Genomic DNA, 23,998 nt, shown 5'->3' with positions numbered 1-23,998 from the left:
CATGTCGTTACTGCACCGTTCATTACCTGCCCACTACCGCCGCCGGGTCAAGCAAGGGCTGTCTGGCGTATTCTTACTGGCCGTTGTGGTACTGCTTGTACTGTATGCCCGCCAGGTAGACTGGCAGGAGGTTTGGCAAGCGTTACTCACTTATAACCGTAATGCGCTTCTCAGTGCCGCCGGGTTGGTGGTGGTGAGTTACGTTATTTATGGTCTGTATGATTTGTTGAGCAAGTCATGGTCAGGCCATGGCCTTAATGCCCGAATAGTGATGCTGGTTTCTTTTATTTGCTATGCCTTTAACCTGACGCTGAGTACATGGGTGGGCGGGATTGGTATGCGCTACCGGCTGTATTCACGGTTAGGATTAGGCAGCGGCACCATAGCCCGGATTTTTTCCTTTAGCATTATGACGAACTGGCTGGGCTATGTTCTGGTTGGTGGAATACTGTTTACCTTTGGTACGTTGCACCTGCCCTCCGGGTGGTATATCGATACGCTGACGCTGCGCTGTATTGGTGGTGTTCTGCTTGCTCTGAGCCTTGGCTGGTTATTGCTATGTTCTTTTTCCCCAAAAAGAACGTGGCGAGTACGTGGGCGGCGGGTACGGCTGCCGGGGGCCCGTTTCACCATTATGCAGTTCTTATTATCCGCGCTGAACTGGCTGATTATGGGCGCGACAATTTGGCTGCTTATGCAGCAGCAGGTTGATTTTATGACTGTGCTTGCCGTGACGTTACTCAGCAGTATTGCAGGGGTGATTATTCATATCCCGGCAGGGATTGGGGTATTGGAAGCGGTGTTTTTGGCGCTGCTACCGTCGTCGCAAATAAGCCATGGCAGTATTATTGCCGCGTTACTGGTCTGGCGGGCGCTGTATTACTTTATCCCATTGATTATTGCTGCTGTGTGTTATGCCGTACTGGAAGGCAAGGCGGGCAAATTACGCAAGGAAGGCGAGGTAAAGCGCAACCAGGTGGGCGCGGTTAAAACGCGCGCCACCGGGTTACAATAAGCGCTTAACGGCGGTTGCCGAGAATGCGCAGCATCATCAGGAACAGGTTGATGAAATCAAGGTACAGAGTGAGAGCACCCATAATGGAGTAGCGGCGCAGGTTGGTGCTGTCACGGGTATCAATCTGGCTGCCAATACTTTTCAGCTTCTGGGTGTCCCAGGCGGTCAGGCCAACAAAAACGACCACACCGATGTAGGTTACAGCCCACATTAACGCGGTGCTTTTCAGCCAAATGTTGACGACAGAAGCCAGAACAATGCCGATCAGCGCCATAAACAGCATGCTACCGAACTTGCTCAAATCACGCTTGGTGGTGTAACCATACAGGCTCATTACGCCAAACATCCCGCCGGTCACAATGAACGTACTGGCGATGGATGAGTAGGTGTAAGCAACAAAAATGCTCGACAACGTTAGCCCTGTAAGCGCGGAATAAAGCATAAACAGCGTGGTTGCCATTGCGCCACTCAGTTTATGCACCATACCAGACAGAACAAATACCAGTGCCAGCTGAGCAATGATCAAACCAAAGAAGATTAACTGGCTGGAAAAAACGAACATCAGTACTGCCGGGGTCGCTGCGGCATACCAGGCAACAAACGCCGTCAGTAACAGGCCACAAGTCATCCAGCCGTACACCTGCGCCATATAGGTTTGCAGACCTGTGCGGGTGTTCTGGACGATTGAGCCATTGGCGTGTGGGAAGCGGTCCATGACATATCCTCTGATTTTGATGGGAAAACAGACTTTCAGACTACCACATTCGACGGTGATGCGCAGTCTTACCAGCGCTCTGCTGCGACTTTATCGCTTTCGCGTGCTTCCACCCAGCGGGCACCCTGCTCTGTGGATTCCCGTTTCCAGAATGGTGCGCGGGTTTTCAGGTAATCCATAATGAATTCCGCCGCAGCAAAAGCGCTGCTGCGGTGCGCGCCGGTCACGCCGACAAAAACGATTTCTTCGCCAGGGTACATTTCGCCAATGCGGTGAAGAACAGTTACGCGCTGCAACGGCCAGCGTTCACGGGCAGTGGCAACAATGTCTGCCAGCGCTTTTTCTGTCATGCCCGGGTAATGTTCCAGGCACAGTGCGCTAACATTATCACCCAGATTATGGTTACGTACTTTTCCGGTGAACGTCACTACAGCGCCATCGTCATCACAAGCCGACAACCACTGGTATTCCGCACCCACATCAATATTGCTGCGCCCCACACCAATGCGTGTTTGTTCTGACATATCAGCCTCCGGTCACCGGGGGGAAGAACGCCACTTCATCGCCTGCCTGAATGGCATGGTCGAGCGGAACCAACGTCTGGTTAACAGCCGCTAATAATTTGCCGCTTTCCAGTGCCAGAGCCCAACGCCCCCCCTGGTTTTCCAGGTGCTGGCGCAGCGCTTCAACTGAAGAAAAAGAGGCGTCGAGACGTAAAGCGTCACACCCAACCAGTTCGCGCACTTGCGCAAAGAAAAGTACATCAATCATTCTGCACCGCCCTGAAATCACCTGATTTTCCACCCGATTTCGCCAGCAAACGCACCGGGCCAATAACCATATCTTTTTGAACCGCTTTACACATGTCGTAAATCGTCAGCGCGGCAACCGAAGCCGCCGTGAGCGCTTCCATTTCGACACCCGTTTTACCACTCAGGCGGCAAACTGATTCAATGCGCACCCGGTTCTCTTCAGGTTGCGCTTCCAGGTGAACTTCTACCTTGGTGAGTAATAATGAGTGGCACAGAGGAATCAATTCCCAGGTGCGTTTAGCGGCCTGAATACCGGCGATACGCGCCGTGGCGAAGACATCACCTTTGTGGTGACGCCCTTCGACAATCATTGCCAGCGTGTCGGGATGCATAGTGACAAAAGCTTCCGCTCTGGCTTCGCGGGCTGTTTCAGCTTTGGCGGAAACATCCACCATATGTGCTTCTCCAGCCGCATTAATATGGGTTAATTGCGACATAACTATTTCTTGAGATGAGGATGGAAGTTACACGGGCGCTGGCGTGCATCGAGCTGCTGCTGGATGATATTTTCCCAGGCTGTGCGGCAGGCCTTGGTTGAACCCGGCATGGCGAAAATCACCGTGCGGTTTGCCATGCCAGCCACTGCGCGCGACTGCAATGTCGCAGTGCCGATTTCTTCATAAGACAGCATGCGGAAAACTTCACCAAAACCTTCAATTTCACGATCAAACAGGGGTAACAGGGCTTCAGGAACCTGATCGCCATCAGTCAACCCGGTCCCGCCGTTAATCAGCACTACCTGGATATCGTCACTGGCGATCCACTGTGAAACCTGAGCGCGAATGGCATAGCGGTTTTCACTGATAATCGCTTTAGCAACAACCTGGTGGCCAGCTTCAGTGGCAACATCGCGCAAGTAATGGCCTGAAGAATCTTCTTCTTCGGTGCGGTGTGAAGTTACGGTCATGATAGCGACACGCGCCGGAACAAAAGTACTGCTTACCTGACTCATGATTCTCTCCTTACGAACGCTTACCCACCGATATACGACAGGTTCTGCGTGATACCCGTGTTTCCCTGATGCAGGAAATGGGTTTGTTTTTTGCCTGCCAGTGCCTGGCTGATACGTGCCTGCAGTTCTCCCTGTTGCTGGTCGTCTGCCAGCAAATCGCGCAGCGGAATGCCGCCATCACCAAACAGGCACAAATGCAGGTTACCAATGGATGACACTCTCAGACGGTTACAACTGGCACAGAAATCTTTCTCATAGGGCATGATAAGGCCAATTTCGCCCTGGTAATCAGGGTGGCAGAATACCTGGGCTGGCCCATCACTGCGCTCGCGAATTTGGTGAATCCACCCTCGTTCCAGTAGTTGGTCGCGAATTACCATGCCGGAAATATGATGCTGGCGAAACAGATCACTGCCCTCGCCAGTTTCCATCAGTTCAATAAAACGTAATTGAATTGGCCGGGTTTTAATCCAGCCGAGAAAGGTGTCCAGTTGGTGGTGATTTACGTCACGCATTAGCACGGTATTGACTTTCACGCGCTCAAAACCGGCAGTAAATGCGGCATCAATACCTTCCATCACCTGGCGGAATTTATCCTGCCCGGTGATGGCGTAAAACTGCCTGGCATCAAGGCTATCGACACTGACGTTAATTGCTGTCAGCCCGGCATCACGCCATTTCTGTGCATCACGCGCCATGCGGTAACCATTGGTGGTCACGGCGATTTGGCGCAGGGAGGCATTTTCACGAACGGCGGCAATGATATCGGTAAAATCGCGGCGTAAAGAAGGCTCACCTCCGGTCAGGCGAACTTTTTCAGTGCCTGCAGTAGCAAATGCGCGGGTAACCCGGCGAATTTCATCGAGGCTGAGAAAGCTTTTGTTCGCCACACCGTGTGGTTTGTAGCCATCAGGCAGGCAATATGTGCAACGGAAGTTGCAAACATCAGTCACAGACAGGCGCAAGTAATAGAACTTACGTGCCCATGCATCGGTAAGTTGAGAGACCATGTACACCTTTCCAAATACGGGAGATGCAGGCATTTCTTTCTGCACCCTGGTGACGACGTAGCGCCACGGCCAGGGCACCATATCTTGCGACACAGGTACCAAGGCTTGAGTGTCAGTTTCAGATATCTGAAACCGGGTTAGCAGGATAGTAGCGCTTTCTGACATGAAGTGCCAGGCGACTTTCGTTATATAAACAAGTATATAGCGACACAATTCTGCATTTTCGCGACAAAATAGCGGCTGTTTCCCAGCATTGCTTTGACAGATGTCATTTTCCCTTGCCAAAGGTTCGTCTTTTAACCGCTATTCAGGTAATTTAGGCGGTAAATCTGTTTTATAAGGAAATCCTATGCGCAGTCGGGCTCTGGCCGATTTGGATTGTGTGGTCACTCTGGGTGGTGGTCATGGGCTTGGCCGGGTAATGTCAGCCCTGAGTTTTTTAGGCCAACGCCTGACAGGCATTGTCACCACGACAGACAATGGCGGTTCAACCGGGCGCATTCGCCGTTCAGAAGGGGGAATTGCGTGGGGTGACATGCGTAATTGCGTGAACCAGTTAATTACCGACCCGAGTGTCGCCTCCGCATTATTTGAATACCGGTTTAGTGGCAATGGTGAATTAGCCGGGCACAACCTGGGGAATTTAATTCTTAAGGCGCTCGACCACCTGAGTGTCCGTCCACTGGAAGCGATTAACTTGATCCGCACCTGGCTGCATGTGGACGCTCTGCTAATCCCGATGTCCGAACAACCGGTGGATTTGGTGGCAATAGATGACGAAGGCCACGAAGTTTGGGGAGAAGTGAATATTGACCAACTCAAGGTTCCCCCAAAAGGATTGCAATTATCCCCGCAGGTTTGTGCCACGCGAGAAGCCGTTCTCGCCCTTGAAAAAGCCGACCTGGTGATTATTGGCCCAGGAAGTTTCTACACCAGCCTGATGCCTATTTTATTAATGCGAGAGCTGACAGAAGCGTTACGGCGCACCCAGGCGAAAGTCGTGTTTATTGATAACCTGGGTAAAGAACACAGTGCTGCGGCGCTGCTGTCGTTGGATGAGCGGCTGGATATAATGGAACAGGCAATAGGAAAACCCGTTATTAGCACAGTTATCACTGGGGAGAATAACCCCTTGCCCGCCAGCCATGACGCGAAAACGGTAATTCAGACAGCACTGACAGCCAGTGACGTTCCCTACCGCCACGACCGCCAGCGTTTGCGCCAGGCGATTGACCTGGCGCTACAGAAGAGCAACTAACGTTTACGAGGCGGCAATAAACAATGCGCGCAATTGCTGGAGCTGATCGCGTACTTTAGCCGCCTCTTCGAACTCCAGATTCTGCGCGTGAGTCATCATCTGTGTTTCCAGTTCATGGATTTTCTGCTCCATGGCCTTCGGTGACATATCCTGCGCAATAGCGCGGGCGGCGTCTCCGCCACGGGTTTTACCCCGTTTCGCCTTGGTTTTCATTACCCCTTCGCCCAGCGCCAGGATATCCACCACTTTCTTGTTCAGGCCTTTTGGCACCAGGCCATGCTCTTTGTTATAGAGTTCCTGTTTTTCACGACGGCGCTCGGTTTCACCAATGGCTTTTGCCATAGACGGCGTAATTTTGTCGCCATAGAGAATTGCCATGCCATTAAGGTTACGAGCCGCACGGCCAATGGTCTGAATCAACGAGCGCTCAGAACGCAGGAAGCCTTCTTTGTCTGCATCGAGAATCGCCACCAGCGACACTTCCGGCATATCCAGGCCTTCACGCAACAGGTTAATCCCAACCAGTACATCAAATTCACCCAGGCGCAAGTCACGGATAATTTCCATGCGCTCGACAGTGTCGATATCTGAGTGCAGGTAGCGCACACGAGCACCGTGCTCTTCAAGGTATTCTGTGAGGTCTTCCGCCATGCGTTTCGTCAGGGTGGTAACCAGTACACGTTCATTAATGGCCGCACGCTTGCGAATTTCTGAGAGCAAATCGTCCACTTGTGTAGCGACCGGGCGCACTTCTATCAGTGGGTCCAGCAAACCTGTAGGGCGCACAACCTGGTCTATGACTTCACCGCCAGATTTATCCAATTCGTAATTGCCTGGTGTGGCAGAAACATAAATAGTTTGCGGTGCCAGTGCTTCAAACTCTTCGAACTTCATGGGGCGGTTATCCAGCGCCGAAGGCAACCGGAAACCATATTCAACCAGCGTTTCTTTACGTGCCCGGTCACCCCGGTACATCCCGCCAATTTGCGGCACTGTAACGTGAGATTCATCGATAACCAGCAGGCCATCAGCTGGCAGGTAGTCAAACAGGGTTGGTGGTGGCTCGCCTGGGCCTCGCCCGGAAAGGAAGCGGGAGTAGTTTTCAATGCCTGAGCAATACCCCAGCTCATTCATCATTTCGAGGTCAAACTGGGTGCGCTGGGTAATGCGCTGCTCTTCAAGTAATTTATTGTTTTCCAGTAACACCTTGCGCCGGTCAGCCAGCTCAACTTTGATTTCTTCCATGGCCTGCAGAATACGTTCGCGGGGTGTAACGTAATGGGTTTTCGGGTAAATGGTAAAACGCGGAATAACAGACTCCACCTGCCCGGTCAGCGGGTCAAATAGCGACAACCGCTCAACTTCTTCATCAAACAATTCAACCCGCAAGGCGATGTCATCAGATTCCGCCGGGAAGATATCAATAACCTCGCCACGTACCCGGAAAGTACCGCGCTGGAACACCTGATCATTGCGGGTGTACTGCAATTCAGCCAGACGGCGCAGAATAGCGCGCTGGTCAATAATCATCCCGGCAGTCAGGTGCAGCATCATTTTCAGGTAGAGATCCGGGTCACCCAGGCCATAAATGGCAGAAACAGATGCCACCACGACCACATCTCGCCGTTCCAGTAATGCTTTGGTGGCTGAAAGCCGCATCTGTTCGATGTGCTCATTCACAGACGCATCTTTTTCAATAAAGGTGTCAGAACTGGGAACATAAGCTTCAGGCTGGTAGTAATCGTAGTAGGAGACAAAATACTCAACAGCATTTTCCGGGAAAAACGCCTTCATTTCGCCATAGAGTTGCGCCGCCAGTGTTTTGTTAGGTGCCAGCACCATAGTAGGGCGTTGCAGGTCTGCAATAACGTTCGCAATAGTGAATGTCTTCCCTGACCCGGTCACGCCAAGCAGCGTTTGGTGCGCCAGCCCATCTTCCAACCCTTCGGATAAACGACGAATGGCATCGGGCTGGTCCCCGGATGGGGTAAAGCTGGAGTGTAATTTAAACAATTTACTCATAAGACGTGACCTGTTGCACCATGGCGGAAGGAAGAAGCAATTTTAACTGCCGTGCTATTTTTTGCCAACCTTAATAACTGGGTAAATAACCAGTAACCCACAGTGAAACCAGAAAATGACAGCACAAAATGACACGTTTTGGCACAAACACCCGGCGTTTATACCAGCAACTTTCGCCATGACCCGGTTATCCCCAGATTTTTTCCATTTTTAACATTTGTCAAGGGACGTCATGAAAGTTTTATGAAACAACACACAGCAAAATCTTGAAGGATTGATTTTATATAACTATTTGATAAATATTTATTTTTAAATAAAGGCGGCTTTAACATCAATTCAGTCGAAAGCCGCGTATTCTCTCGCTTGCCATGAGTTTTCTAACTCTAATGCACAAGGTTATCCACAGGAATAGTGGATAACTGCTTCCAGCCCTGTAAGGGCATAGTCCTTTTGATTGATGCTTTCTTGCAAAAACACCGCATAAAAAAATTTCCGTCAAAATTTTTTCGCTGCCAGCCATCTTTTTTGTCGATGACCTGACAACATTATTTGCACTGCACCACACAGGGATTTCTTTTGTGTCAATACGCTGCACCAAAATTATCCTCAGGGAAGCACTGCCAAAGTGCACTGTGCTACCAAAGTCGTAGTTGCAGCCGCCAAAAACAGTATTTTTTGTAAGCATCATCCTGGTTCGTGGAAATTTCTGTCGTGATAACGCTTTCTGGCAAGAGAATTGCACAGTCTACCAGACTGGAGCTCAACCCCTTTCCTGTTGGCAGAAAGCGATGCAGGACGCAGTGGTGATATGAGTGGTTACCAGCGCTGGGGGCATTTACGCCTTAGTGGAATAGCCTGACGTAGAGCCGGTCCGGGAGGAGGACATTATGTTGAGTTTGCGTGCCGTTAACCAATTTTATGGTGAAAAACATACATTATGGAATGTTGATCTGGACTTGCCCACAGGGCAATGCATTTGCCTGCTTGGTGCACCAGGCGTGGGGAAAACGACATTGGTGAACTGTATTACCGGCCATATTCCGGTACAAAGTGGCAGTATGCTCTGGCAGGCGCAAGGCTGCCCGCCGGAAGATTTGTTAACCCGGCCACCAGAGGGGCGTACTGCGCTGGGGATAGGCTATGTTCCCCAGGATAAGCGGATTTTTTCGCAACTGAGTGTGGAAGAAAACCTGCATATCGCCATGATGGCCGCCGGTGAGCAGCACAAACGGATTTCACCGCTGGTTTATGAGTTATTTCCTGAACTTTATACCTTACGCCAGGTGCGCGGTGGTGACCTTGCAGGAGATACACAACAGCAACTGGCACTGGCGCGAGCACTGGTTAACGACCCTAAGCTGCTGATTCTGGATGAACCAACAAATGGGCGGGGAACCAGCTTTATTCAGGACCTGGGCCAGACGTTACGCCGCATGAACCAGGAGTTTGGCCTGACGATACTGTTGGTTGAACAACGGCTGTCATTTATTCGTTGGGTGGCGGATAAATTTTGCCTGCTACATCGCGGGCGGAGCATTGCTCAGGGCGACCTGACCATGCTGGATGACAATATGGTTTCAGACTGGATAGCACCGTGATGCCACAAGACTAAATCAGGGCAGTGATATCAAGATACTGCCCAAGATTGGTATGTGTTTCAGCATGTTCCAAAAAAGGAATTTCCCCCAGAAAAGGTACATTGAGCCGCTGGCGTAATGTTGACAGATAATCCAGATGACGCGCCCCTGGTGGTAATACTGTATTAGCAATCCAGCCTGCGACGGGTAACCCGGACTGGCGTATAGCCTGTAAAGTCAGCATGGCGTGATTAATACACCCAAGCTTAACCCCCACAACCAGAATCACGGGTAATTGCTCTTCTTCCACCCAACCTGCAAACGTTGTTTCTTCACTCAGTGGTGTAAACCAGCCACCAGCACCTTCAACTTGTACCCAGTTGGCAAGGGGCTCCAGCGCAGCTAACCCGGCAGATATTGCGGTAAAAGTAATGGGTTGCCCGGTATCCCGGCTGACCAGGTGTGGCGAAGTCGCTTCCAGGAAGACCAACGGGTTTACCTGATGATAGGCCAACGGTACGGTACTGTTGCGCTGCAGTGCCAGCGCATCGCTGTTACGTATTCCTTCCGGCGTGGTTTCGCTGCCTGATGCCACAGGCTTGTAGCCTGCAGTACTAAACCCGTGCTGTGCTGCCGCCTGTAATAGTGCACAACTGGCAACGGTTTTCCCGACTTCCGTATCCGTACCGGTAACAAACCAACGTTTACTCACGTGTAATCTACTCACGTGTAATCACTCCTACAATTAATTGGTAACTTAACAGGTATTCACCCGCTTCCTGTGGCCAGGCCAGTGACAGCGCCTGAAGTTGTTGCCGGGTTAAGGTGGTGGACGCTCGCCCCGCGTGTAGATGCGTGGCGCCAATTCCTTTCAGGGAACGCATCGCGCTTAACACATCAACCCAACGTTCACGCACAGTGACCGTGTTTATTTGGCACTGCCAGCCCCGGCAGGCATCGTCAATAGCTTGCTGGGGGAGAAAATGGTTGCCATGGCTGCGCTGGTCAACCGCCTGCCAGGCCTGATGCAATTCACACAAAGAACCCGCCGCCAGTGTTGTGAATGCAACATGCCCTCCGGCCCGGGTTACCCGGCAGAGTTCACTCAACGCCTGGCGTAAATCTGCGCACCACTGAATTGCAAGGTTGCTCCAGGCGAGGTCAACACAGGCATCCGAAAGTGGCAACGCTTCTATATCGCCACACAGGAACTCTATTGCCGGGCTCTGCAGGCTTGCCTGCTCCAACATGGCAACCGAGAGATCCAGCCCGGTAACAGCTGCACCACGCTGGCTCCAGTAACGGCTGAACCAGCCGGTACCACACCCGGCATCCAGTACCTGAGCAGGTGATACATCACCCAGCATGGCAATAAGCTGCTGGCCGCTTTCACGCTGAAAATGAGCATGTTTGTCGTAACCAGAAGCAGCACGCCCAAAAGCTGCCGCTACCGCTGTTTTATTCACGGGCAAGGGCATAAAGCACCTCCAGCAAGCGGTCTATATCCTCTGGCTTGTGAGCCGCCGTCAACGTAAAACGCAAACGGGCCGTGCCCGGCGGTACTGTAGGCGGGCGTATCGCCGTCACCCAAATGCCCTGCTCTCGCAGGCACTGTGCAAGGTGTAACGCGTGGGCATTATCACCAATGATGAGTGGCTGAATCGCCGTAGATGACTCGCACAGCGCCCAGGGCAGCCCTGCCGCCCCGGCCCGAAAATGCCCAATGTGGCGCTGAAGGGTTTCCCGTGATTCATCTGCGTGACGGATGACGGCCAACGCGGCACTGAGTGCTTCAGCCTGAGCAGGGGGAAGCGATGTGCTGTAAATCAGATGGCGGGCAAACTGAACCAGATAATCCGCAACAGCTTCACTGCACAACACAGCAGCACCGCTGGCACCAAACGCCTTACCAAAAGTCACCACCAGGATGTCTGGCTGAATACCAGCCTGCCAGCAACTTCCCCGGCCACCTTCCCCCAACACACCAATACCGTGGGCATCATCTACCATCAGCCAGGTACCGGACTGCTGTGTAAGTTGTGCAAGTTCGGGGAGCGGGGCCTGGTCGCCATCCATACTGAACACCCCTTCCGTGACCACCAGTTGCTCACCGGTGTGCCCACCAGCAAGTAAGCGGCTCAGTGAACCGGCATCGTTATGTGCAAAACGGCGCAACACGGCGGGTGATTGCATGGCGGCTTCCAGTAACGAGGCATGGCTGAGCTTATCGGCCAGTAGCCTGTCGCCTTGCTGCATTAGCGCGCTTATCACGGCATGGTTGGCTGCGAAACCAGAAATAAACAGTAAAGCGCGCGGGTAGCCCAGCCAGTCGGCCAGAGACGTTTCAAGCTCAGCATGGGCGCGGGTATAGCCAGTGACATGGCCGGAGCCACCACTTCCCACCCCATAGCGTGCAGCACCGGCTTGCCAGGCGCGGATAACCGCAGGGTGCTGGCTCATCCCTAAATAATCGTTACTGGCAAAGTTAAGCCACTGCTGCTGCCCATTGGAGAACATGCGTTCAGTGCCTGGGTGGCGCACTTGCCTTGTGCGCCACAGGCCTTGTTCGCGCCGTGCTGACAGCGCGTTATCAATACGTTGCGGCCAGCTCATCAGAGTGCGGCGTTGTAAAATTGTTCGGTGTCTGCATGTAATAACTGCTCCGTTAATTCACTTTCCTGGGCGTTATCACCATGGCTGACGTGCGTGGTTTGCGGGTTGATCCCCAGTTTGCGGAACAGTTGCAGGTCTTTGTCTTCTTCCGGGTTAGGCGTAGTGAGCAGTTTGCAGCCATAGAACACAGAATTCGCTCCTGCCATAAAACACATGGCCTGGGTTTGTTCATTCATTTGTTCACGCCCGGCGGATAAGCGGACCCAGGACGAAGGCATCATGATGCGGGCGACCGCAATGGTGCGGATAAAATCAAAAGGGTCAACATCGTCGTTGTCGGCCAGCGGTGTGCCTTTCACTTTCACCAGCATATTAACCGGTACACTTTCCGGTGGTGTGGGCAGGTTTGCCAGTTGCAGCAACAGGCTGGCACGGTCGTTTACGCTTTCCCCCAGCCCCACTATTCCCCCTGAACACACTTTAATACCGGCATCGCGTACTTTGCCCAGAGTATCAAGGCGCTCCTGGTAAGTACGGGTGGTAATAATGTTGCCGTAAAATTCCGGCGAGGTGTCCAGGTTATGGTTGTAGTAATCCAGCCCGGCATCCGCCAGCCGTTGTGCCTGGCTGCCACTCAGTGTGCCGAGTGTCATACAGGCTTCAAGGCCCAGCGCTTTAACCCCTTTCACCATTTGTTCCAGGTAGGGCATGTCACGGTCCTGAGGGTTTTTCCATGCAGCCCCCATACAGAAGCGGCCAGAGCCTGCTGCTTTTGCTTTTTCGGCAGAAGCCAGCACCTGCTCCACTTCCATCAAACGCTCTGATTCAAGGCCGGTTTTATAACGTGCGCTCTGTGGGCAGTACTTACAGTCTTCCGGGCAGGCCCCGGTTTTAATCGACAGCAATGTACTCACCTGGACTTGCTGGGGATCAAAATGCTGGCGATGTACCTGTTGCGCCTCGAACAGAAGTTCAAGAAGCGGTTTTTCAAACAGAGCGGTAACTTGCGACATTGTCCAACGTTGAGTATGTGCCACTGGCATCTCCAGAATAAGTGAAACGAGCGGTAAGCTTGAGCTTATAGTTGTAAACTAAAATCTGTTATTTTTGGTTTACATGATTTAGTGTCGTAAACTAAATCTTTTTAAAATGGTTTACAAGAACATGATCGATCAACATGGTCTGGATTTCGACCAGCGCCATATTTGGCACCCTTACACGTCGATGACGCATCCGTTGCCGGTTTACCCCGTAGCCAGTACACAAGGTTGTACCTTAACGCTTGCGGACGGCAGGCAATTGGTTGACGGGATGTCTTCATGGTGGGCGGCAATTCATGGCTATAACCACCCACAAATTACGCAGGCGATGAAGCAGCAAATTGATGCCATGCCCCATGTAATGTTTGGCGGGATAACTCATGCTCCTGCCATAGAACTGTGCCGCAAGTTAGTTGAGATGACCCCGGATGGGCTGGAGTGTGTTTTTCTGGCTGATTCGGGCTCGGTGGCCGTTGAAGTTGCCATGAAAATGGCATTGCAATACTGGCAGGCGAAAGGCCAGCAACGCCGCCGGTTTATGACTTTCCGCCACGGTTACCACGGTGATACATTTGCCGCTATGTCGGTCTGTGACCCGGACAACTCCATGCACAGCCTGTGGAAAGGCTACCTGCCAGAGAATCTTTTTGCTCCCGCCCCGCAAACAAGGTTTGACGAAGAATGGAATGAGGCAGACGTTATTGCTTTTGCCCGGCTGCTGGCAGCACACCGTAACGAAATTGCCGCCATCATCCTTGAGCCAGTGGTTCAGGGTGCTGGTGGGATGCGGTTCTACCACCCGAACTGGCTTAAACGTGTGCGGCAAATGTGCGACCGCGAAGGTATTTTGCTGATTGCCGATGAAATTGCTACCGGCTTTGGCCGCACAGGTAAACTGTTCGCCTGTGAACATGCACAGATAAGCCCCGATATTCTGTGCCTGGGGAAAGCGCTGACTGGCGGTACGATGACCCTGTCAGCCACGCTGGCCAGCCGGGAAATTGCCGAGACTATCAGTAATGGGGAAGCGGGCTGCTTTATGCACGGCCCAACCTTTATGGGGAACCCACTGGCCTGCGCCGCGGCCTGCGCCAGCCTGAGTATTTTGGAAAGTGGCGAGTGGCAAACACAGGTTGCGCAGATTGAACACCAGTTACGGATACAGTTACAGCCACTGGCACAATCTGCACTGGTAAAAGAGGTGAGAGTGCTGGGGGCAATTGGTGTTGTCGAAACAGTACACCCGGTAAACATGGCTGCATTACAACGTTTCTTTGTGGATGAAGGCGTCTGGATAAGGCCATTCGGGCGGTTAATCTACCTGATGCCACCCTTTGTTATTAGTGAACAGGAACTTGCCAGGCTTACCCATGCCACCGCCCAGGCCATTGAGCAGCCAGCACTATTTAACATTAATGGCGGCTGAGTTTTCCCGCTTCTGGCAGATGCTCTACACTTGGCAGACGACCAACTACGGGAGATATCATGAAACTCTTCAGCAAGGATTTTCAGGAAGGGCAGACGCTGCCTGACCACCATGTTTTTAACGGCATGGGTTACCAGGGGGATAACATCTCCCCTCACCTCGCCTGGGATGATGCCCCGGAAGGCACCAAAAGTTTTGTTGTCACCTGTTATGACCCTGATGCGCCGACAGGCTCTGGTTGGTGGCACTGGGTTGTTGCCAATATCCCTGCAGATGCCCGTGAATTACCTCGGGGCGCAGGTTCTGGTATTGCCCCACTGCCTGGTAAAGCATTACAGACACGTACTGATTTTGGTAATAGCCAGTATGGTGGTGCAGCGCCGCCTGCCGGTGAACGCCACCGCTATATTTTCACGGTGCATGCACTGGATGTAGAACAGATAGATGTTGATACACAATCCAGCGGTGCCATGGTTGGCTTTAATGTGCATTTTCATACCTTAGGGAATGCCACACTGACCGCAATGTACCGCTGAATATGCTTTTTTGGGGGCCGATACATAAATCGGCTTCCTGTTTTGCTCAACTTAGTATAAAAAAGCAAACTTTACTGAATCGTTCTCTTTTTTTGCTAAGCAAGGAGCAACCCTTGAACACTCTTTCGGTTTCTCGCCTGGCACTGGCTCTTGCCTTCGGCCTGACTTTAACGGCATGTAAATCCGTTCCACCTCAGGACCGTCCGTCAGAACAGGTTGCGCCGGGAAGCCAGTCACGCCCGGTACTGTCTACAGATGAAGCACAAAACTTTGTGCCTTCGCGCTATTTTTCCAGCATGACGCCCAGTGCTCAGCCCTGGAAACCCACCGGTATTACCTTACCTGCTCAGGCTGATTTTGTGGTTGGGCCAGCCGGTACGCCAGGTGTGACACAGAACACCATTCAATCTGCGGTTGATGCAGCAATGGCCCGTCACTCCAGCCGCCGTTTGTATATCGCGATTATGCCCGGCGATTACCAGGAAGCAGTCTATATTCCCGCAGCACCTGGCAGCCTGACGCTGTACGGCACTGGCAGCCAGCCTGGCGATGTTAAAATTGGCCTGGCGTTAGATGCGCGGATGGACAAAGCAACCTGGCGTAAAACCCTTAACCCGGCAGGGCAGTTTATGCCCGGCAAATCTGCATGGTACATGTACCAGAACTGCCTGAATCAGCGTGGTGCAGATATGGGGATTATGTGTTCTGCTGCTGTGTGGTCGCAAAACAGTGGTCTGCAATTGCAGAACCTGACCATTCAGAACACCCTGGGTGACAGTGTGGATGCCGGTAATCACGAAGCGGTGGCATTACGCAGCGATGGCGACCAGGTTCAGATTAACAATGTGAACATTCTTGGCCGCCAGAACACCTTCTTTGTGACTAACAGTGATGTGAATAACCGGATGATGACCACCGGCCAGCCTCGCACACTGGTAACCAACAGTTATATCGAAGGGGATGTTGACCTGGTTTCTGGCCGTGGTGCTGTGGTGTTTGAACACACTCGTTTCAATGTGGTGAACAGCCGCACTCAGAAAGAAGGTTATGTGTTCGCACCAGCAACCCTGCCTAACATCTACTATGGCTTCCTGGCGGTTAACAGCGAATTCAACGCTGCTGGCGAAGGTGTGGCTCAACTTGGCCGCGCGTGGGATTTAGGTGCCGAAAATGGTTATGTTCCGGGGCAAAGTGCCAACGGCCAGGTAGTGATCCGCGACAGCGTGATTAACGCCGGGTTTAACATCGCACAGCCATGGGGTGCAGCCAAAGACTCCCAACGCCCGTTTGCCGGGAATACTGGCAGCGAACAGGATAAAAAATGGGTTCGCGACCTGAACGATGTGAATTTCAACCGTATGTGGGAATTCAACAACCGTGGGTTAGGCAGCAAAGTGGTTTTTAATACCAACAAGTAAACTACCCAATTAGCCTGAAAAAAACGCCGCAGAGTTATTTCTGCGGCGTTTTTATTTTAGCGGGATGTGACACATTCAATGGCACACATCGTTACCCGTTTTTATAACGTATTCACCACCACCCACATTGGCCCCTGGCCGGTGGCATAACGCCCTTTTTCTTCCAGCAAACCTTGCTCGCCTTTAATTTCATAAACCGAGATATGGTGCGATTTCTGGCCTGCCGCAATCAGATACTTGCCGCTGTTATCTATATTGAACCCACGCGGTTGTGTCTCTGTTGGCTGGAAGCCTTCCAGCGCCAGTACGCTGCCATCTTCCGAAACAGTGAAAATGGTTAACAGGCTGGAGGTTCTGTCGCAGGCATATAAATGCCTGCCGTCAGGTGTAATGTGAAGATCTGCCGCCCAGCGGGTGTCGGTGAAATCGGACGGCATCATATCAATGGTCTGCACACAGGCGATTTGGTTGTGTGGGTCACTCAGCGCCCAAACATTGACGGTGCCATTAAGCTCATTCACGCTGTAGGCGAATTTCCCGCCGGGGTGAAATGCCATATGGCGTGGTCCGGCCCCTTCCACCGTAGTGACTTCTGCCGGTTTTTGCGGTGTTAACTTTCCGCTCTCTTCCAGGGTAAACAGGCAGATGCGATCCTGTTTTAATGCCGGAACCCACAAGGTTTTATTATCCGGGCTGATATTGGCGGAATGGCACCCTTCCAGGCCTTCAATCACTTCGACCACTTCCCCCGGCAGGCCGTCGTTCAGCGGGGTGACACTGACACAACCACCATTATAAGAGCCACAGAATAAGAAACGCCCGGTGTGGTCGGTTGAGATATGCGTAGGGCTGCCCGGTAAAGCAGCATGGCCGGCATCGGATAATGTGCCGTCTTCTGGTGAGATATGCCAGGCGATAACCCTGAATTCAGGGCGTACACCGGCATACAGAAAACGCTTGTCCGGGCTGATAACCAGGGGCTGAACCTGGCCTGCGACATCCACAACTTGCCGCAAGGTCAGCTCACCGCTGGCATCAAGCTGCCATACATGGATTTGCTGGCTTTCAGGACTGGCGGTATAGACGATTTGTTTCATGAATACTCCTGTTATCACGGTAGCCTGGTAGCAACGGGCTGAAGGGCCGCCGACAGTACCCGGTTCAAGTGGCGCCGGGAGTTTTCCTGTTGGCGCCAACGGTGTACCATCGAACCAGACCCTTTCGTAATGGAACCTTAAATGACTTATCGTGTTATTGCACTTGATTTAGATGGCACTTTACTGACGCCACAAAAAACCATCTTGCCTGAATCCCTTGCTGCACTGCAAAAAGCAAAACAGGCAGGTTACCAGGTTTTGATTGTGACGGGGCGCCATCACGTTGCTATACATCCTTTTTATCAGGCTCTGAACCTTGATACACCTGCCATCTGCTGTAATGGCACTTATTTGTATGATTATCATGCAAAAAAAGTGCTTTCATCCGACCCACTCTCCCACCAGCAGGCTCATGCTGTGGTGAAGTTACTGGCGCAACACCAGGTACACGGGCTGATGTATGTCGATGATGCTATGTTGTATCAGCATGATGTTGGGCATGTTGAGCGTACCCGGAAATGGGCCAGTACGTTACCAGAAGAACAACGCCCGGTATTTTTGCATGTTGCTTCTTTAGAGCAGGAAGTAGACCAGTGTGATTCCATATGGAAGTTCGCCCTGACAGATGACAACATTCCCCGCCTGCAACAATTTACCGCAGTGGTTGAACAGGAGCTGGGCCTTACCTGTGAGTGGTCCTGGCATGATCAGGTTGATGTTGCGCAGACCGGAAACAGTAAAGGGAAACGCCTGGCACAGTGGGTGGAATCTCAGGGTTTATCAATGAACCAGGTGATTGCTTTTGGTGATAACCATAACGACCTGAGTATGTTGCAAAGTGCCGGGCTTGGTGTGGCTATGGGGAATTCAGTAGAAGAACTTAAAGCCTGTGCTGATATGGTGATTGGTGATAATACTCAAACAGGTATTGCTGACCTGCTTAAGAAATACTTTTGAGAGCCTGTCAGTAATTCTGTGTAACTGCCACTGTATTAAAGGTGATCGCTCAGACGGTCACCGAACTCGATAATAAAACGACTCATTGCCAGCCGCCAGTTCTGGATCGTCATACTCCATTTTTTCGACGCATCCTTGATCGCCAGATAGATAACTTTTCGCACCGAGTCATCAGTCGTGAACACCTTGCGCTTCTTGATAGCCGCACGGATCACGCTGTTCAGTGACTCGATGGCATTCGTCGTGTAGATCTGTCATGAGGACAGTGCGAGTACTTCACCTTCAGCGTTTGTTTTTATTAGCTCGATATTCTCGCCATAGTCATTGCGTTCTATCATTGGGTATTCCTTATAGTTGTCTATAAGGTATTTAGGGTGCAATTCGAAACATTGAATAACTTAGGGGTTGTTAATATGGCACTAGAGACAGAACACCATACAGTTACTAAGCGGATTTTAGAGGCTATAAGAAAACAAAAAACCAAGTACACTGTTCCAGATGAAGAATATTTCAATAGAATTATTGATAATTTCATTTCTGACGTTTGCCAACATAAAAAAGATAGAGCACCGCATGAAATTGCATCACTTTTCAAGTCAGGTATAACTGCAAGTGGTTATCAATCGGTATGGCATCAATTAACACAAATGTCTAAAGGCATTACCACGTTGACAGATGAGATTAAACAGGCACATCGCAGTGATACAAGATCCCATATCAAGAGTCTTATATTTAAGGTGTTAACTACTTTTTGTATAGGTCTTACAATCATGTTTATATATTACCTAGCAAATAAATGGCATATTCCTCTCCCATTAATGAGAATGCCAGTATGATTAAGAAATTTAACTACATTCTGGTATCGTTAGTGGTAGTACTATTATTGGTAGCTATTGTAGCCTTTGCTAATGTACTTCTTATTCAATATACGGGGCATGCTATGGAATTTGGTAGTGTTAGTGATTGGGTGAGTGCTGGCTCTAATGTAGTTATGGCTTGTGCTGCTGCTTATGCTGCTTATCAAGCTAAGAATTGGTTTCGCTCAAAATCACAGCAATTTGCATTTGATAAATCAGCAGATTTCTTCTCTAAACTGGATGATGTGGTCTATGAATATGATATAATTTTTCAAGAGTTTCGAGTCGTTAATCAATTTATTGATGAACCAGTTGAATCGTTTAAAAAAATCATCAATACAATTGATTCGCTTGAAACTGAATTAATTGAAATTAATAAAATGAAGAACAAGTTGATTAGATTCAATGTTTCCTTCATTATACCAATTGATGAAACTCTAAAAAGCATAAAACAATTCTCAAATAAATTCAGCGAGCATCTTTACTTCAGCATTGATCATCATAAGTCTTATAATCCTGATACTGAAGAACAATCACCTGAATACCTTACGAAATCCATTGAAAATATTGAGTCACTTAATTCTTTATTCAAAGCGATGGATAGATCATCAAAGATTGTAAGAGAATCTTCTAAAGATATAAGTTTAACAATAAAGATAGGTCAATGAAAATATAATAACGATGCATTTAGTTAGCCAATAAAGCACTATGACTTAGGTTAAACCTTCCATAGACTTTAACCAACTCATGGGGTATCTGTAATGCATATCGAATACTGAAGTCTGGATGGTAGATTACAGCTATCAGATCATCAAATTGATTAAGTTCATAATTTCAGATTATACCAAGTATCATTGATTTATTCTTAGCATTATTCTTTCGTGACTTTATCTGTACTTTTCTACCATCACTGGTGATTGCGTCATAGCCTTTCTCACTCGCCGGGGCAAGTGTCATTCCCATACACTCCTGGCTACACCCGAAAAGTATGTGGAAATAAAGTAGCGGTATTTACAACAGCGGGTTTTAAGCATGACTGTTGCCATAATCCGCAATAATTCCCTGCAACATACCGGAGACTATGATCATTTAAGCTTAGTTGGTAATGCAAGGGAATATATAATGGTAAAAATATATGTTCCATTGAATATTGAATCATATCCATATACATCTAAATCTATTCTTAGTATATCCTTGGCAAAATCCGCACCAAACCGCATCAAACAAAATTGTACTGCTGTAATGGTAATAACAAAGAAGGCATAAAGTAGAAAGCCTAGCAAATTTGCACGGCGATGCACAATATACTTACCAATGAATAACAGCACACCAACGACAATTGAAACAATGTAGTATATTATTGGGGGCCATATTGAATTTGTGATTATAACATTATCCCAGATCATTGTGCTTTACTTACTCTTTAGGTGTAATTATTTAAATTCTGTTGGTACAGCTATGCCATATGCCAGGAAAAACACAAAAGCACCATTGTATATGGATTTATAGGTAAGCGTATCCAAATCAATTCCAAATACTGTATTAGTAAATTCACCGCCGAATCTGAATATACATAATTGAATACCAGAAAAAAGAGTAACAAACAAAGCATAACACATATACACAGTAAAATTAGCATAACGGTGTACAAAGAGCTTACCAATATATAGTAATATGCCAACAATAATTGATACGGTATAATATAGCACTGGAGGCCATATTGAATCTGTTATTATAATATCATTCCAGGTCATTGTATTTCCCTTGCACTTAGGTGTGGTTACTTAAATCTAATTGGAGTTGCAAGAGCATACACTAAAGCAAACAGATATGAACCATAGAAAATTGAATCATATGAATATACATCTAAGTTTACTCTTAGTATATCTCTGGGAAAACCACCACCAAACCTGAAAAGTGCCAGTTGGCAACCACCACAAAAGATCACAACAAGGCCATAAAGCATAAAGACAGTAAAATTAGCACGGCGATGTACATAGTACTTACCAACGAATAGCAACAAACCAACAATGATTGACACAATATAGTAAATTACGGGAGGCCATATTGAATTTGTGATTACAATATCATTCCAGGTCATCGTACTTTCCTTGTGCTTAGGTATGATTATTTAAATTCTGTTGGTACAGCTATGCCATATAATAAAAAAAATAGAAATGTTCCAAAGAATATAGAATCATACTCATCTACATCTAGATTTATATGGAGTATATCTTTGGCAAATTCATCTCCAAATCTAAATAAACACATTTGAACACCAGAAAACAGAGTAACGAAGAAAGCGTAAAGAATAAAAACAGTAAAATTAGCATGGCGATGAACAAAAAGCTTACCGATATATAATAATACACCAACAATCGTTGAAACTATATAATACAGTACAGGAGGCCACATACTTAGTGTTGCTCCAGTACTGGTAATATCAACATCTTGCCAATTCATTATTTTTCCCCTTGTACGTTTTCTTGTGTAGCAGACGGTTTATTTATTATATGGTACATCTGGTATAACGTCGCAAAACCACCGGATGTATCAGCAAGGAACCCCGTTATTCCAACTTCTTTCCAGCCACGGATAAAATCAGATCTTATATGTCTGAATAAACTCCAGGATTTTTCACGAGCTAAAAGAGTAAGTTTAGTATAGTTACCAGTTGTAAGCCCAAGATCAACGGCTCCGTATACCAAGTCTGCTGTATCATTTGATACACCTAATTTGTTTGCTACGTAATGGTACGCATCTCTTACAGATCCTGTAGTGTTTCTCATAAAAATAACATAATAACCATTTTCATAAATATTGTTAGCACCTTGTATAAAGTTCGGAATATCATATTTTTTACAAGATGAAATTCGACTCTTCACACATATTATTCCACCACCTACCATTTGAGAAAGACCAGCCAAAAAACCAACTTCAGCAAGGGCAAGGTTTATGTATGCTTCTATTTTCTCCTTTCGAATAATCGCATATGATTCAGTTTATTTAGAAGCAAGCATATCACTTTGTTTTTTGAGATCAGCCATATGGCAATTGATTTCAGCTATACCATATCTATAAGACATACAGTTGGTAGTAATATCACGTTTCAGGCTTTCAACGAATACCTGCTGCTCATGAACAAAATCATCAGTTCCAGATATTCCCATGCTCCATCTCATTCTCATAATGACAGGCAATACTCCCTAATTCTTTAGCCTTGCGTCAAAAATCGACCAGATCCGGGTTATGTAGTGGCATGATTTAACCTCCCTACTTTCCTTTGCTGTTTTTAAACCACCAGTACTCAACCAGTCAATAGGATTAGACTTAAATCATAACTTTAATAAAAACCATCCTCACACAAACTATTTCTTCTGGTTAACAGTACCAGTATTGCCCCCCTCCCTTTCAATTATATTTTTAGCCCCCACAACTACGCCCTGTAAGGCACTTAATATATTTTCATTTAAATTTTGTCGGGACTGCAATACAATATAAAAATGCAAAACAAAGACTTCCCCAAAAAATTGAGTCATATGCATATACGTCTAAATGTATTCTAAATACATCTCTGGCAAAATCAGAACCAAATCTGAAAAGAGCCAGTTGGCACCCCCCAACACCTACAACGAAAAAAGCATAAAGGATGAATACAGTAAAATTAGCATAGTTATGTACAAACTGCTTACCAATAAATAATAATACGCCAGTGATAATAGACATTATATAGTACAGCACAGGAGGCCACAGACTCAATACAGGACCAGATGAGTAAATATCTATATTTTGCCAACTCATTATATTTATCCTTATTCACTAACCAGTGGTTTATTTTCCATCTCAATTTGATATATCTGATAACCAGTACCAACTACACCTAATGCATCGATAGAAAAACCTACTGCCCCTATGCCTTGCCATCCACGAATGAAGTCCGATCTGACATGCCTGAATAACCTCCAAGATTTTTCTCTGGCCAACAGTGTTAGTTTTGTATAATTTCCAGTGGTTAAAGCAATATCTACTACCCCATATATTTGATCTGCCGCATCATTTGATACACCTAACTTATTTGCCACATAATGATATACATCCCTTACCGTACCCGTGGTATTTTTCATAAAGATAATATAGTAGCCGTTCTCATATATATTATTAGCACCCTGTATAATGTTTGGCATCCCATATTTAGCACATGCAGCCCCTCTGGATTTAACACACAACACTCCACCACCAACCATTTGAGTTAGCCCGGAAACAAAACCAACCTCAGCAAGGACAAGTGCTATTCTACCTTTCCTTCTTTCCTTTTTGATAACCGCATACATTTCTGTTTCTGTGGAAGCAAGCATATCACTTTGTTTTTTTAGACCATCCATATGGCGATCGATTTCAGCAATACCATATCGATAAGACATACAGTATGTCGTGATATCACGTTTCAGGTTTTCAATGAATACCTGCTGCTCATGAACAAACTGATTAGTACCAGATCTCCCCATGCTCCATCTCATTACCATAAGCTGTGCATAGTTTTCGAGTTCTTTGGCCTTGCGTTCAAAATCGCCCTGATACGGGTTGTGTCGTGGCAAGAGTGTAACCTCACGTTAGTGTCATTAACTCACTGAAAGTCAAACAGTCAATAGGATTAGTACCGCTATCAAAGTACTTGAGGCGAGTTAAACACGAG

General features: G+C 48.3%; 29 protein-coding genes, 1 pseudogene and 1 riboswitch. Of the genes and pseudogenes, 9 read left to right on the top strand and 21 right to left on the bottom strand.

Annotated elements, in window-relative coordinates; genetic code table 11:
- The first annotated feature begins 1 nt into the window (after position 1).
- Complete coding sequence (locus tag LC084_RS03365; protein WP_226569339.1) at positions 2 to 1,015, top strand: lysylphosphatidylglycerol synthase domain-containing protein; 1,014 nt, start codon at positions 2 to 4, stop codon at positions 1,013 to 1,015.
- A 4-nt stretch (positions 1,016 to 1,019) separates the two neighbouring features.
- Here the strand turns inward: LC084_RS03365 and LC084_RS03360 are convergent, their stop codons facing one another.
- From LC084_RS03360 to moaA, 6 genes are all read right to left on the bottom strand, one after another.
- Positions 1,020 to 1,730 (bottom strand): Bax inhibitor-1/YccA family protein, encoded by a 711-nt coding sequence (locus LC084_RS03360; protein WP_226569337.1) that lies wholly within the window; start codon positions 1,728 to 1,730, stop codon positions 1,020 to 1,022.
- A 68-nt stretch (positions 1,731 to 1,798) separates the two neighbouring features.
- On the bottom strand, positions 1,799 to 2,254 hold the full coding sequence (moaE, locus tag LC084_RS03355; RefSeq protein WP_226569335.1) for a molybdopterin synthase catalytic subunit MoaE: 456 nt from the start codon (positions 2,252 to 2,254) through the stop codon (positions 1,799 to 1,801).
- Between the two features lies 1 nt (position 2,255).
- Complete coding sequence (gene moaD / locus LC084_RS03350; protein WP_036109070.1) at positions 2,256 to 2,501, bottom strand: molybdopterin synthase sulfur carrier subunit; 246 nt, start codon at positions 2,499 to 2,501, stop codon at positions 2,256 to 2,258.
- Positions 2,494 to 2,979, bottom strand: a complete 486-nt coding sequence (gene moaC / locus LC084_RS03345) for a cyclic pyranopterin monophosphate synthase MoaC (protein WP_226569334.1) — start codon at positions 2,977 to 2,979, stop codon at positions 2,494 to 2,496. Before moaC ends, moaD begins: the two co-directional genes overlap by 8 nt.
- Before the next feature lie 2 nt (positions 2,980 to 2,981).
- A complete protein-coding gene (gene moaB / locus LC084_RS03340) occupies positions 2,982 to 3,494 on the bottom strand; it encodes a molybdenum cofactor biosynthesis protein B (protein ID WP_226569332.1) in 513 nt (170 codons plus the stop codon).
- Positions 3,495 to 3,514: 20 nt separating this feature from the next.
- A complete protein-coding gene (gene moaA / locus LC084_RS03335; RefSeq protein ID WP_226569329.1) occupies positions 3,515 to 4,504 on the bottom strand; it encodes a GTP 3',8-cyclase MoaA in 990 nt (329 codons plus the stop codon).
- Positions 4,492 to 4,628: riboswitch (molybdenum cofactor riboswitch) on the bottom strand. It overlaps the preceding gene by 13 nt.
- A 225-nt stretch (positions 4,629 to 4,853) precedes the next feature.
- On the opposite strand from moaA, the gene yvcK reads away from it, so the two are divergent.
- Complete coding sequence (gene yvcK / locus LC084_RS03330; RefSeq protein WP_226569327.1) at positions 4,854 to 5,762, top strand: uridine diphosphate-N-acetylglucosamine-binding protein YvcK; 909 nt, start codon at positions 4,854 to 4,856, stop codon at positions 5,760 to 5,762.
- A 3-nt stretch (positions 5,763 to 5,765) separates the two neighbouring features.
- Here the strand turns inward: yvcK and uvrB are convergent, their stop codons facing one another.
- Positions 5,766 to 7,784, bottom strand: a complete 2,019-nt coding sequence (gene uvrB / locus LC084_RS03325; RefSeq protein ID WP_226569326.1) for an excinuclease ABC subunit UvrB — start codon at positions 7,782 to 7,784, stop codon at positions 5,766 to 5,768.
- 887 nt (positions 7,785 to 8,671) lie between these two features.
- On the opposite strand from uvrB, the gene LC084_RS03320 reads away from it, so the two are divergent.
- Positions 8,672 to 9,382 (top strand): ATP-binding cassette domain-containing protein, encoded by a 711-nt coding sequence (locus LC084_RS03320; RefSeq protein ID WP_226569324.1) that lies wholly within the window; start codon positions 8,672 to 8,674, stop codon positions 9,380 to 9,382.
- A gap of 10 nt (positions 9,383 to 9,392) precedes the next feature.
- On the opposite strand, the gene bioD is transcribed toward LC084_RS03320, so the two are convergent.
- Genes bioD through bioB form a run of 4 tightly spaced genes read right to left on the bottom strand, consistent with a single transcriptional unit; the run spans position 9,393 to position 13,011 of the window.
- The gene (bioD, locus tag LC084_RS03315; protein WP_226571120.1) at positions 9,393 to 10,073 is read right to left on the bottom strand and encodes a dethiobiotin synthase; all 681 of its coding nucleotides are present in this window, start codon (positions 10,071 to 10,073) and stop codon (positions 9,393 to 9,395) included.
- Between the two features lie 7 nt (positions 10,074 to 10,080).
- A complete protein-coding gene (gene bioC, locus LC084_RS03310; protein ID WP_226569321.1) occupies positions 10,081 to 10,839 on the bottom strand; it encodes a malonyl-ACP O-methyltransferase BioC in 759 nt (252 codons plus the stop codon).
- Positions 10,820 to 11,974 carry an 8-amino-7-oxononanoate synthase gene (bioF, locus tag LC084_RS03305; RefSeq protein WP_226569319.1) on the bottom strand — a complete coding sequence of 385 codons (1,155 nt, stop codon included), beginning with the start codon at positions 11,972 to 11,974 and terminating at the stop codon, positions 10,820 to 10,822. Before bioF ends, bioC begins: the two co-directional genes overlap by 20 nt.
- A complete protein-coding gene (gene bioB, locus LC084_RS03300; protein ID WP_226569317.1) occupies positions 11,974 to 13,011 on the bottom strand; it encodes a biotin synthase BioB in 1,038 nt (345 codons plus the stop codon). The genes bioF and bioB overlap by 1 nt, the downstream gene beginning before the upstream one ends.
- Before the next feature lie 127 nt (positions 13,012 to 13,138).
- On the opposite strand from bioB, the gene bioA reads away from it, so the two are divergent.
- The 3 genes from bioA to LC084_RS03285 all read left to right on the top strand — a co-directional run bounded on the left by bioA (position 13,139) and on the right by LC084_RS03285 (position 16,394).
- A complete protein-coding gene (gene bioA, locus LC084_RS03295) occupies positions 13,139 to 14,440 on the top strand; it encodes an adenosylmethionine--8-amino-7-oxononanoate transaminase (RefSeq protein ID WP_226569315.1) in 1,302 nt (433 codons plus the stop codon).
- A 59-nt stretch (positions 14,441 to 14,499) separates the two neighbouring features.
- The gene (locus LC084_RS03290) at positions 14,500 to 14,976 is read left to right on the top strand and encodes a kinase inhibitor (protein WP_226569313.1); all 477 of its coding nucleotides are present in this window, start codon (positions 14,500 to 14,502) and stop codon (positions 14,974 to 14,976) included.
- A 113-nt stretch (positions 14,977 to 15,089) separates the two neighbouring features.
- Positions 15,090 to 16,394: a putative acyl-CoA thioester hydrolase gene (locus LC084_RS03285; RefSeq protein ID WP_226569311.1), complete on the top strand. Its 1,305-nt coding sequence runs from the start codon at positions 15,090 to 15,092 to the stop codon at positions 16,392 to 16,394.
- A gap of 101 nt (positions 16,395 to 16,495) precedes the next feature.
- Here LC084_RS03285 and pgl read toward each other — a convergent pair whose 3' ends face one another.
- The gene (gene pgl / locus LC084_RS03280; RefSeq protein WP_226569309.1) at positions 16,496 to 17,491 is read right to left on the bottom strand and encodes a 6-phosphogluconolactonase; all 996 of its coding nucleotides are present in this window, start codon (positions 17,489 to 17,491) and stop codon (positions 16,496 to 16,498) included.
- A gap of 141 nt (positions 17,492 to 17,632) precedes the next feature.
- On the opposite strand from pgl, the gene LC084_RS03275 reads away from it, so the two are divergent.
- Positions 17,633 to 18,448 carry a pyridoxal phosphatase gene (locus LC084_RS03275; RefSeq protein WP_226569307.1) on the top strand — a complete coding sequence of 272 codons (816 nt, stop codon included), beginning with the start codon at positions 17,633 to 17,635 and terminating at the stop codon, positions 18,446 to 18,448.
- A 35-nt stretch (positions 18,449 to 18,483) separates the two neighbouring features.
- On the opposite strand, the pseudogene LC084_RS03270 reads toward LC084_RS03275, so the two are convergent.
- Positions 18,484 to 18,699 (bottom strand): annotated as a pseudogene (locus LC084_RS03270) (transposase); the annotation flags it as partial.
- A 123-nt stretch (positions 18,700 to 18,822) separates the two neighbouring features.
- Here LC084_RS03270 and LC084_RS03265 point away from each other — a divergent pair.
- Together LC084_RS03265 and LC084_RS03260 are read left to right on the top strand one after the other, a co-directional pair.
- Entirely contained in the window at positions 18,823 to 19,284 is a 462-nt protein-coding gene (locus tag LC084_RS03265) for a hypothetical protein (protein WP_226569305.1), read from the top strand.
- A complete protein-coding gene (locus tag LC084_RS03260; protein WP_226569303.1) occupies positions 19,281 to 19,973 on the top strand; it encodes a hypothetical protein in 693 nt (230 codons plus the stop codon). The genes LC084_RS03265 and LC084_RS03260 overlap by 4 nt, the downstream gene beginning before the upstream one ends.
- A 166-nt stretch (positions 19,974 to 20,139) precedes the next feature.
- Here the strand turns inward: LC084_RS03260 and LC084_RS23315 are convergent, their stop codons facing one another.
- The 8 genes from LC084_RS23315 to LC084_RS03225 form a co-directional block, all read right to left on the bottom strand.
- Positions 20,140 to 20,268, bottom strand: coding sequence for a DUF6998 domain-containing protein (locus tag LC084_RS23315; protein WP_404808319.1), 129 nt, complete (start codon positions 20,266 to 20,268; stop codon positions 20,140 to 20,142).
- A gap of 470 nt (positions 20,269 to 20,738) precedes the next feature.
- Positions 20,739 to 21,059, bottom strand: coding sequence for a hypothetical protein (locus LC084_RS03255; protein WP_226569301.1), 321 nt, complete (start codon positions 21,057 to 21,059; stop codon positions 20,739 to 20,741).
- A gap of 26 nt (positions 21,060 to 21,085) precedes the next feature.
- Positions 21,086 to 21,406: a hypothetical protein gene (locus tag LC084_RS03250; protein WP_226569299.1), complete on the bottom strand. Its 321-nt coding sequence runs from the start codon at positions 21,404 to 21,406 to the stop codon at positions 21,086 to 21,088.
- 26 nt (positions 21,407 to 21,432) lie between these two features.
- Positions 21,433 to 21,768, bottom strand: coding sequence for a hypothetical protein (locus LC084_RS03245; RefSeq protein WP_226569297.1), 336 nt, complete (start codon positions 21,766 to 21,768; stop codon positions 21,433 to 21,435).
- Entirely contained in the window at positions 21,768 to 22,289 is a 522-nt protein-coding gene (locus LC084_RS03240; RefSeq protein ID WP_226571119.1) for a DUF4225 domain-containing protein, read from the bottom strand. Before LC084_RS03240 ends, LC084_RS03245 begins: the two co-directional genes overlap by 1 nt.
- A gap of 18 nt (positions 22,290 to 22,307) precedes the next feature.
- Positions 22,308 to 22,475 (bottom strand): hypothetical protein, encoded by a 168-nt coding sequence (locus LC084_RS03235; RefSeq protein ID WP_226569295.1) that lies wholly within the window; start codon positions 22,473 to 22,475, stop codon positions 22,308 to 22,310.
- A gap of 295 nt (positions 22,476 to 22,770) precedes the next feature.
- Positions 22,771 to 23,106, bottom strand: a complete 336-nt coding sequence (locus tag LC084_RS03230) for a hypothetical protein (RefSeq protein WP_226569293.1) — start codon at positions 23,104 to 23,106, stop codon at positions 22,771 to 22,773.
- Between the two features lie 11 nt (positions 23,107 to 23,117).
- On the bottom strand, positions 23,118 to 23,900 hold the full coding sequence (locus tag LC084_RS03225) for a DUF4225 domain-containing protein (protein ID WP_226569291.1): 783 nt from the start codon (positions 23,898 to 23,900) through the stop codon (positions 23,118 to 23,120).
- Positions 23,901 to 23,998 lie beyond the last annotated feature (98 nt).

The organism is Mangrovibacter yixingensis, assembly GCF_020523985.1.
Lineage (GTDB): Bacteria > Pseudomonadota > Gammaproteobacteria > Enterobacterales > Enterobacteriaceae > Mangrovibacter > Mangrovibacter yixingensis.
The sequence above is the reverse complement of the archived record's forward strand: the minus strand, read 5'-3'. Positions and strand labels throughout refer to the sequence as shown.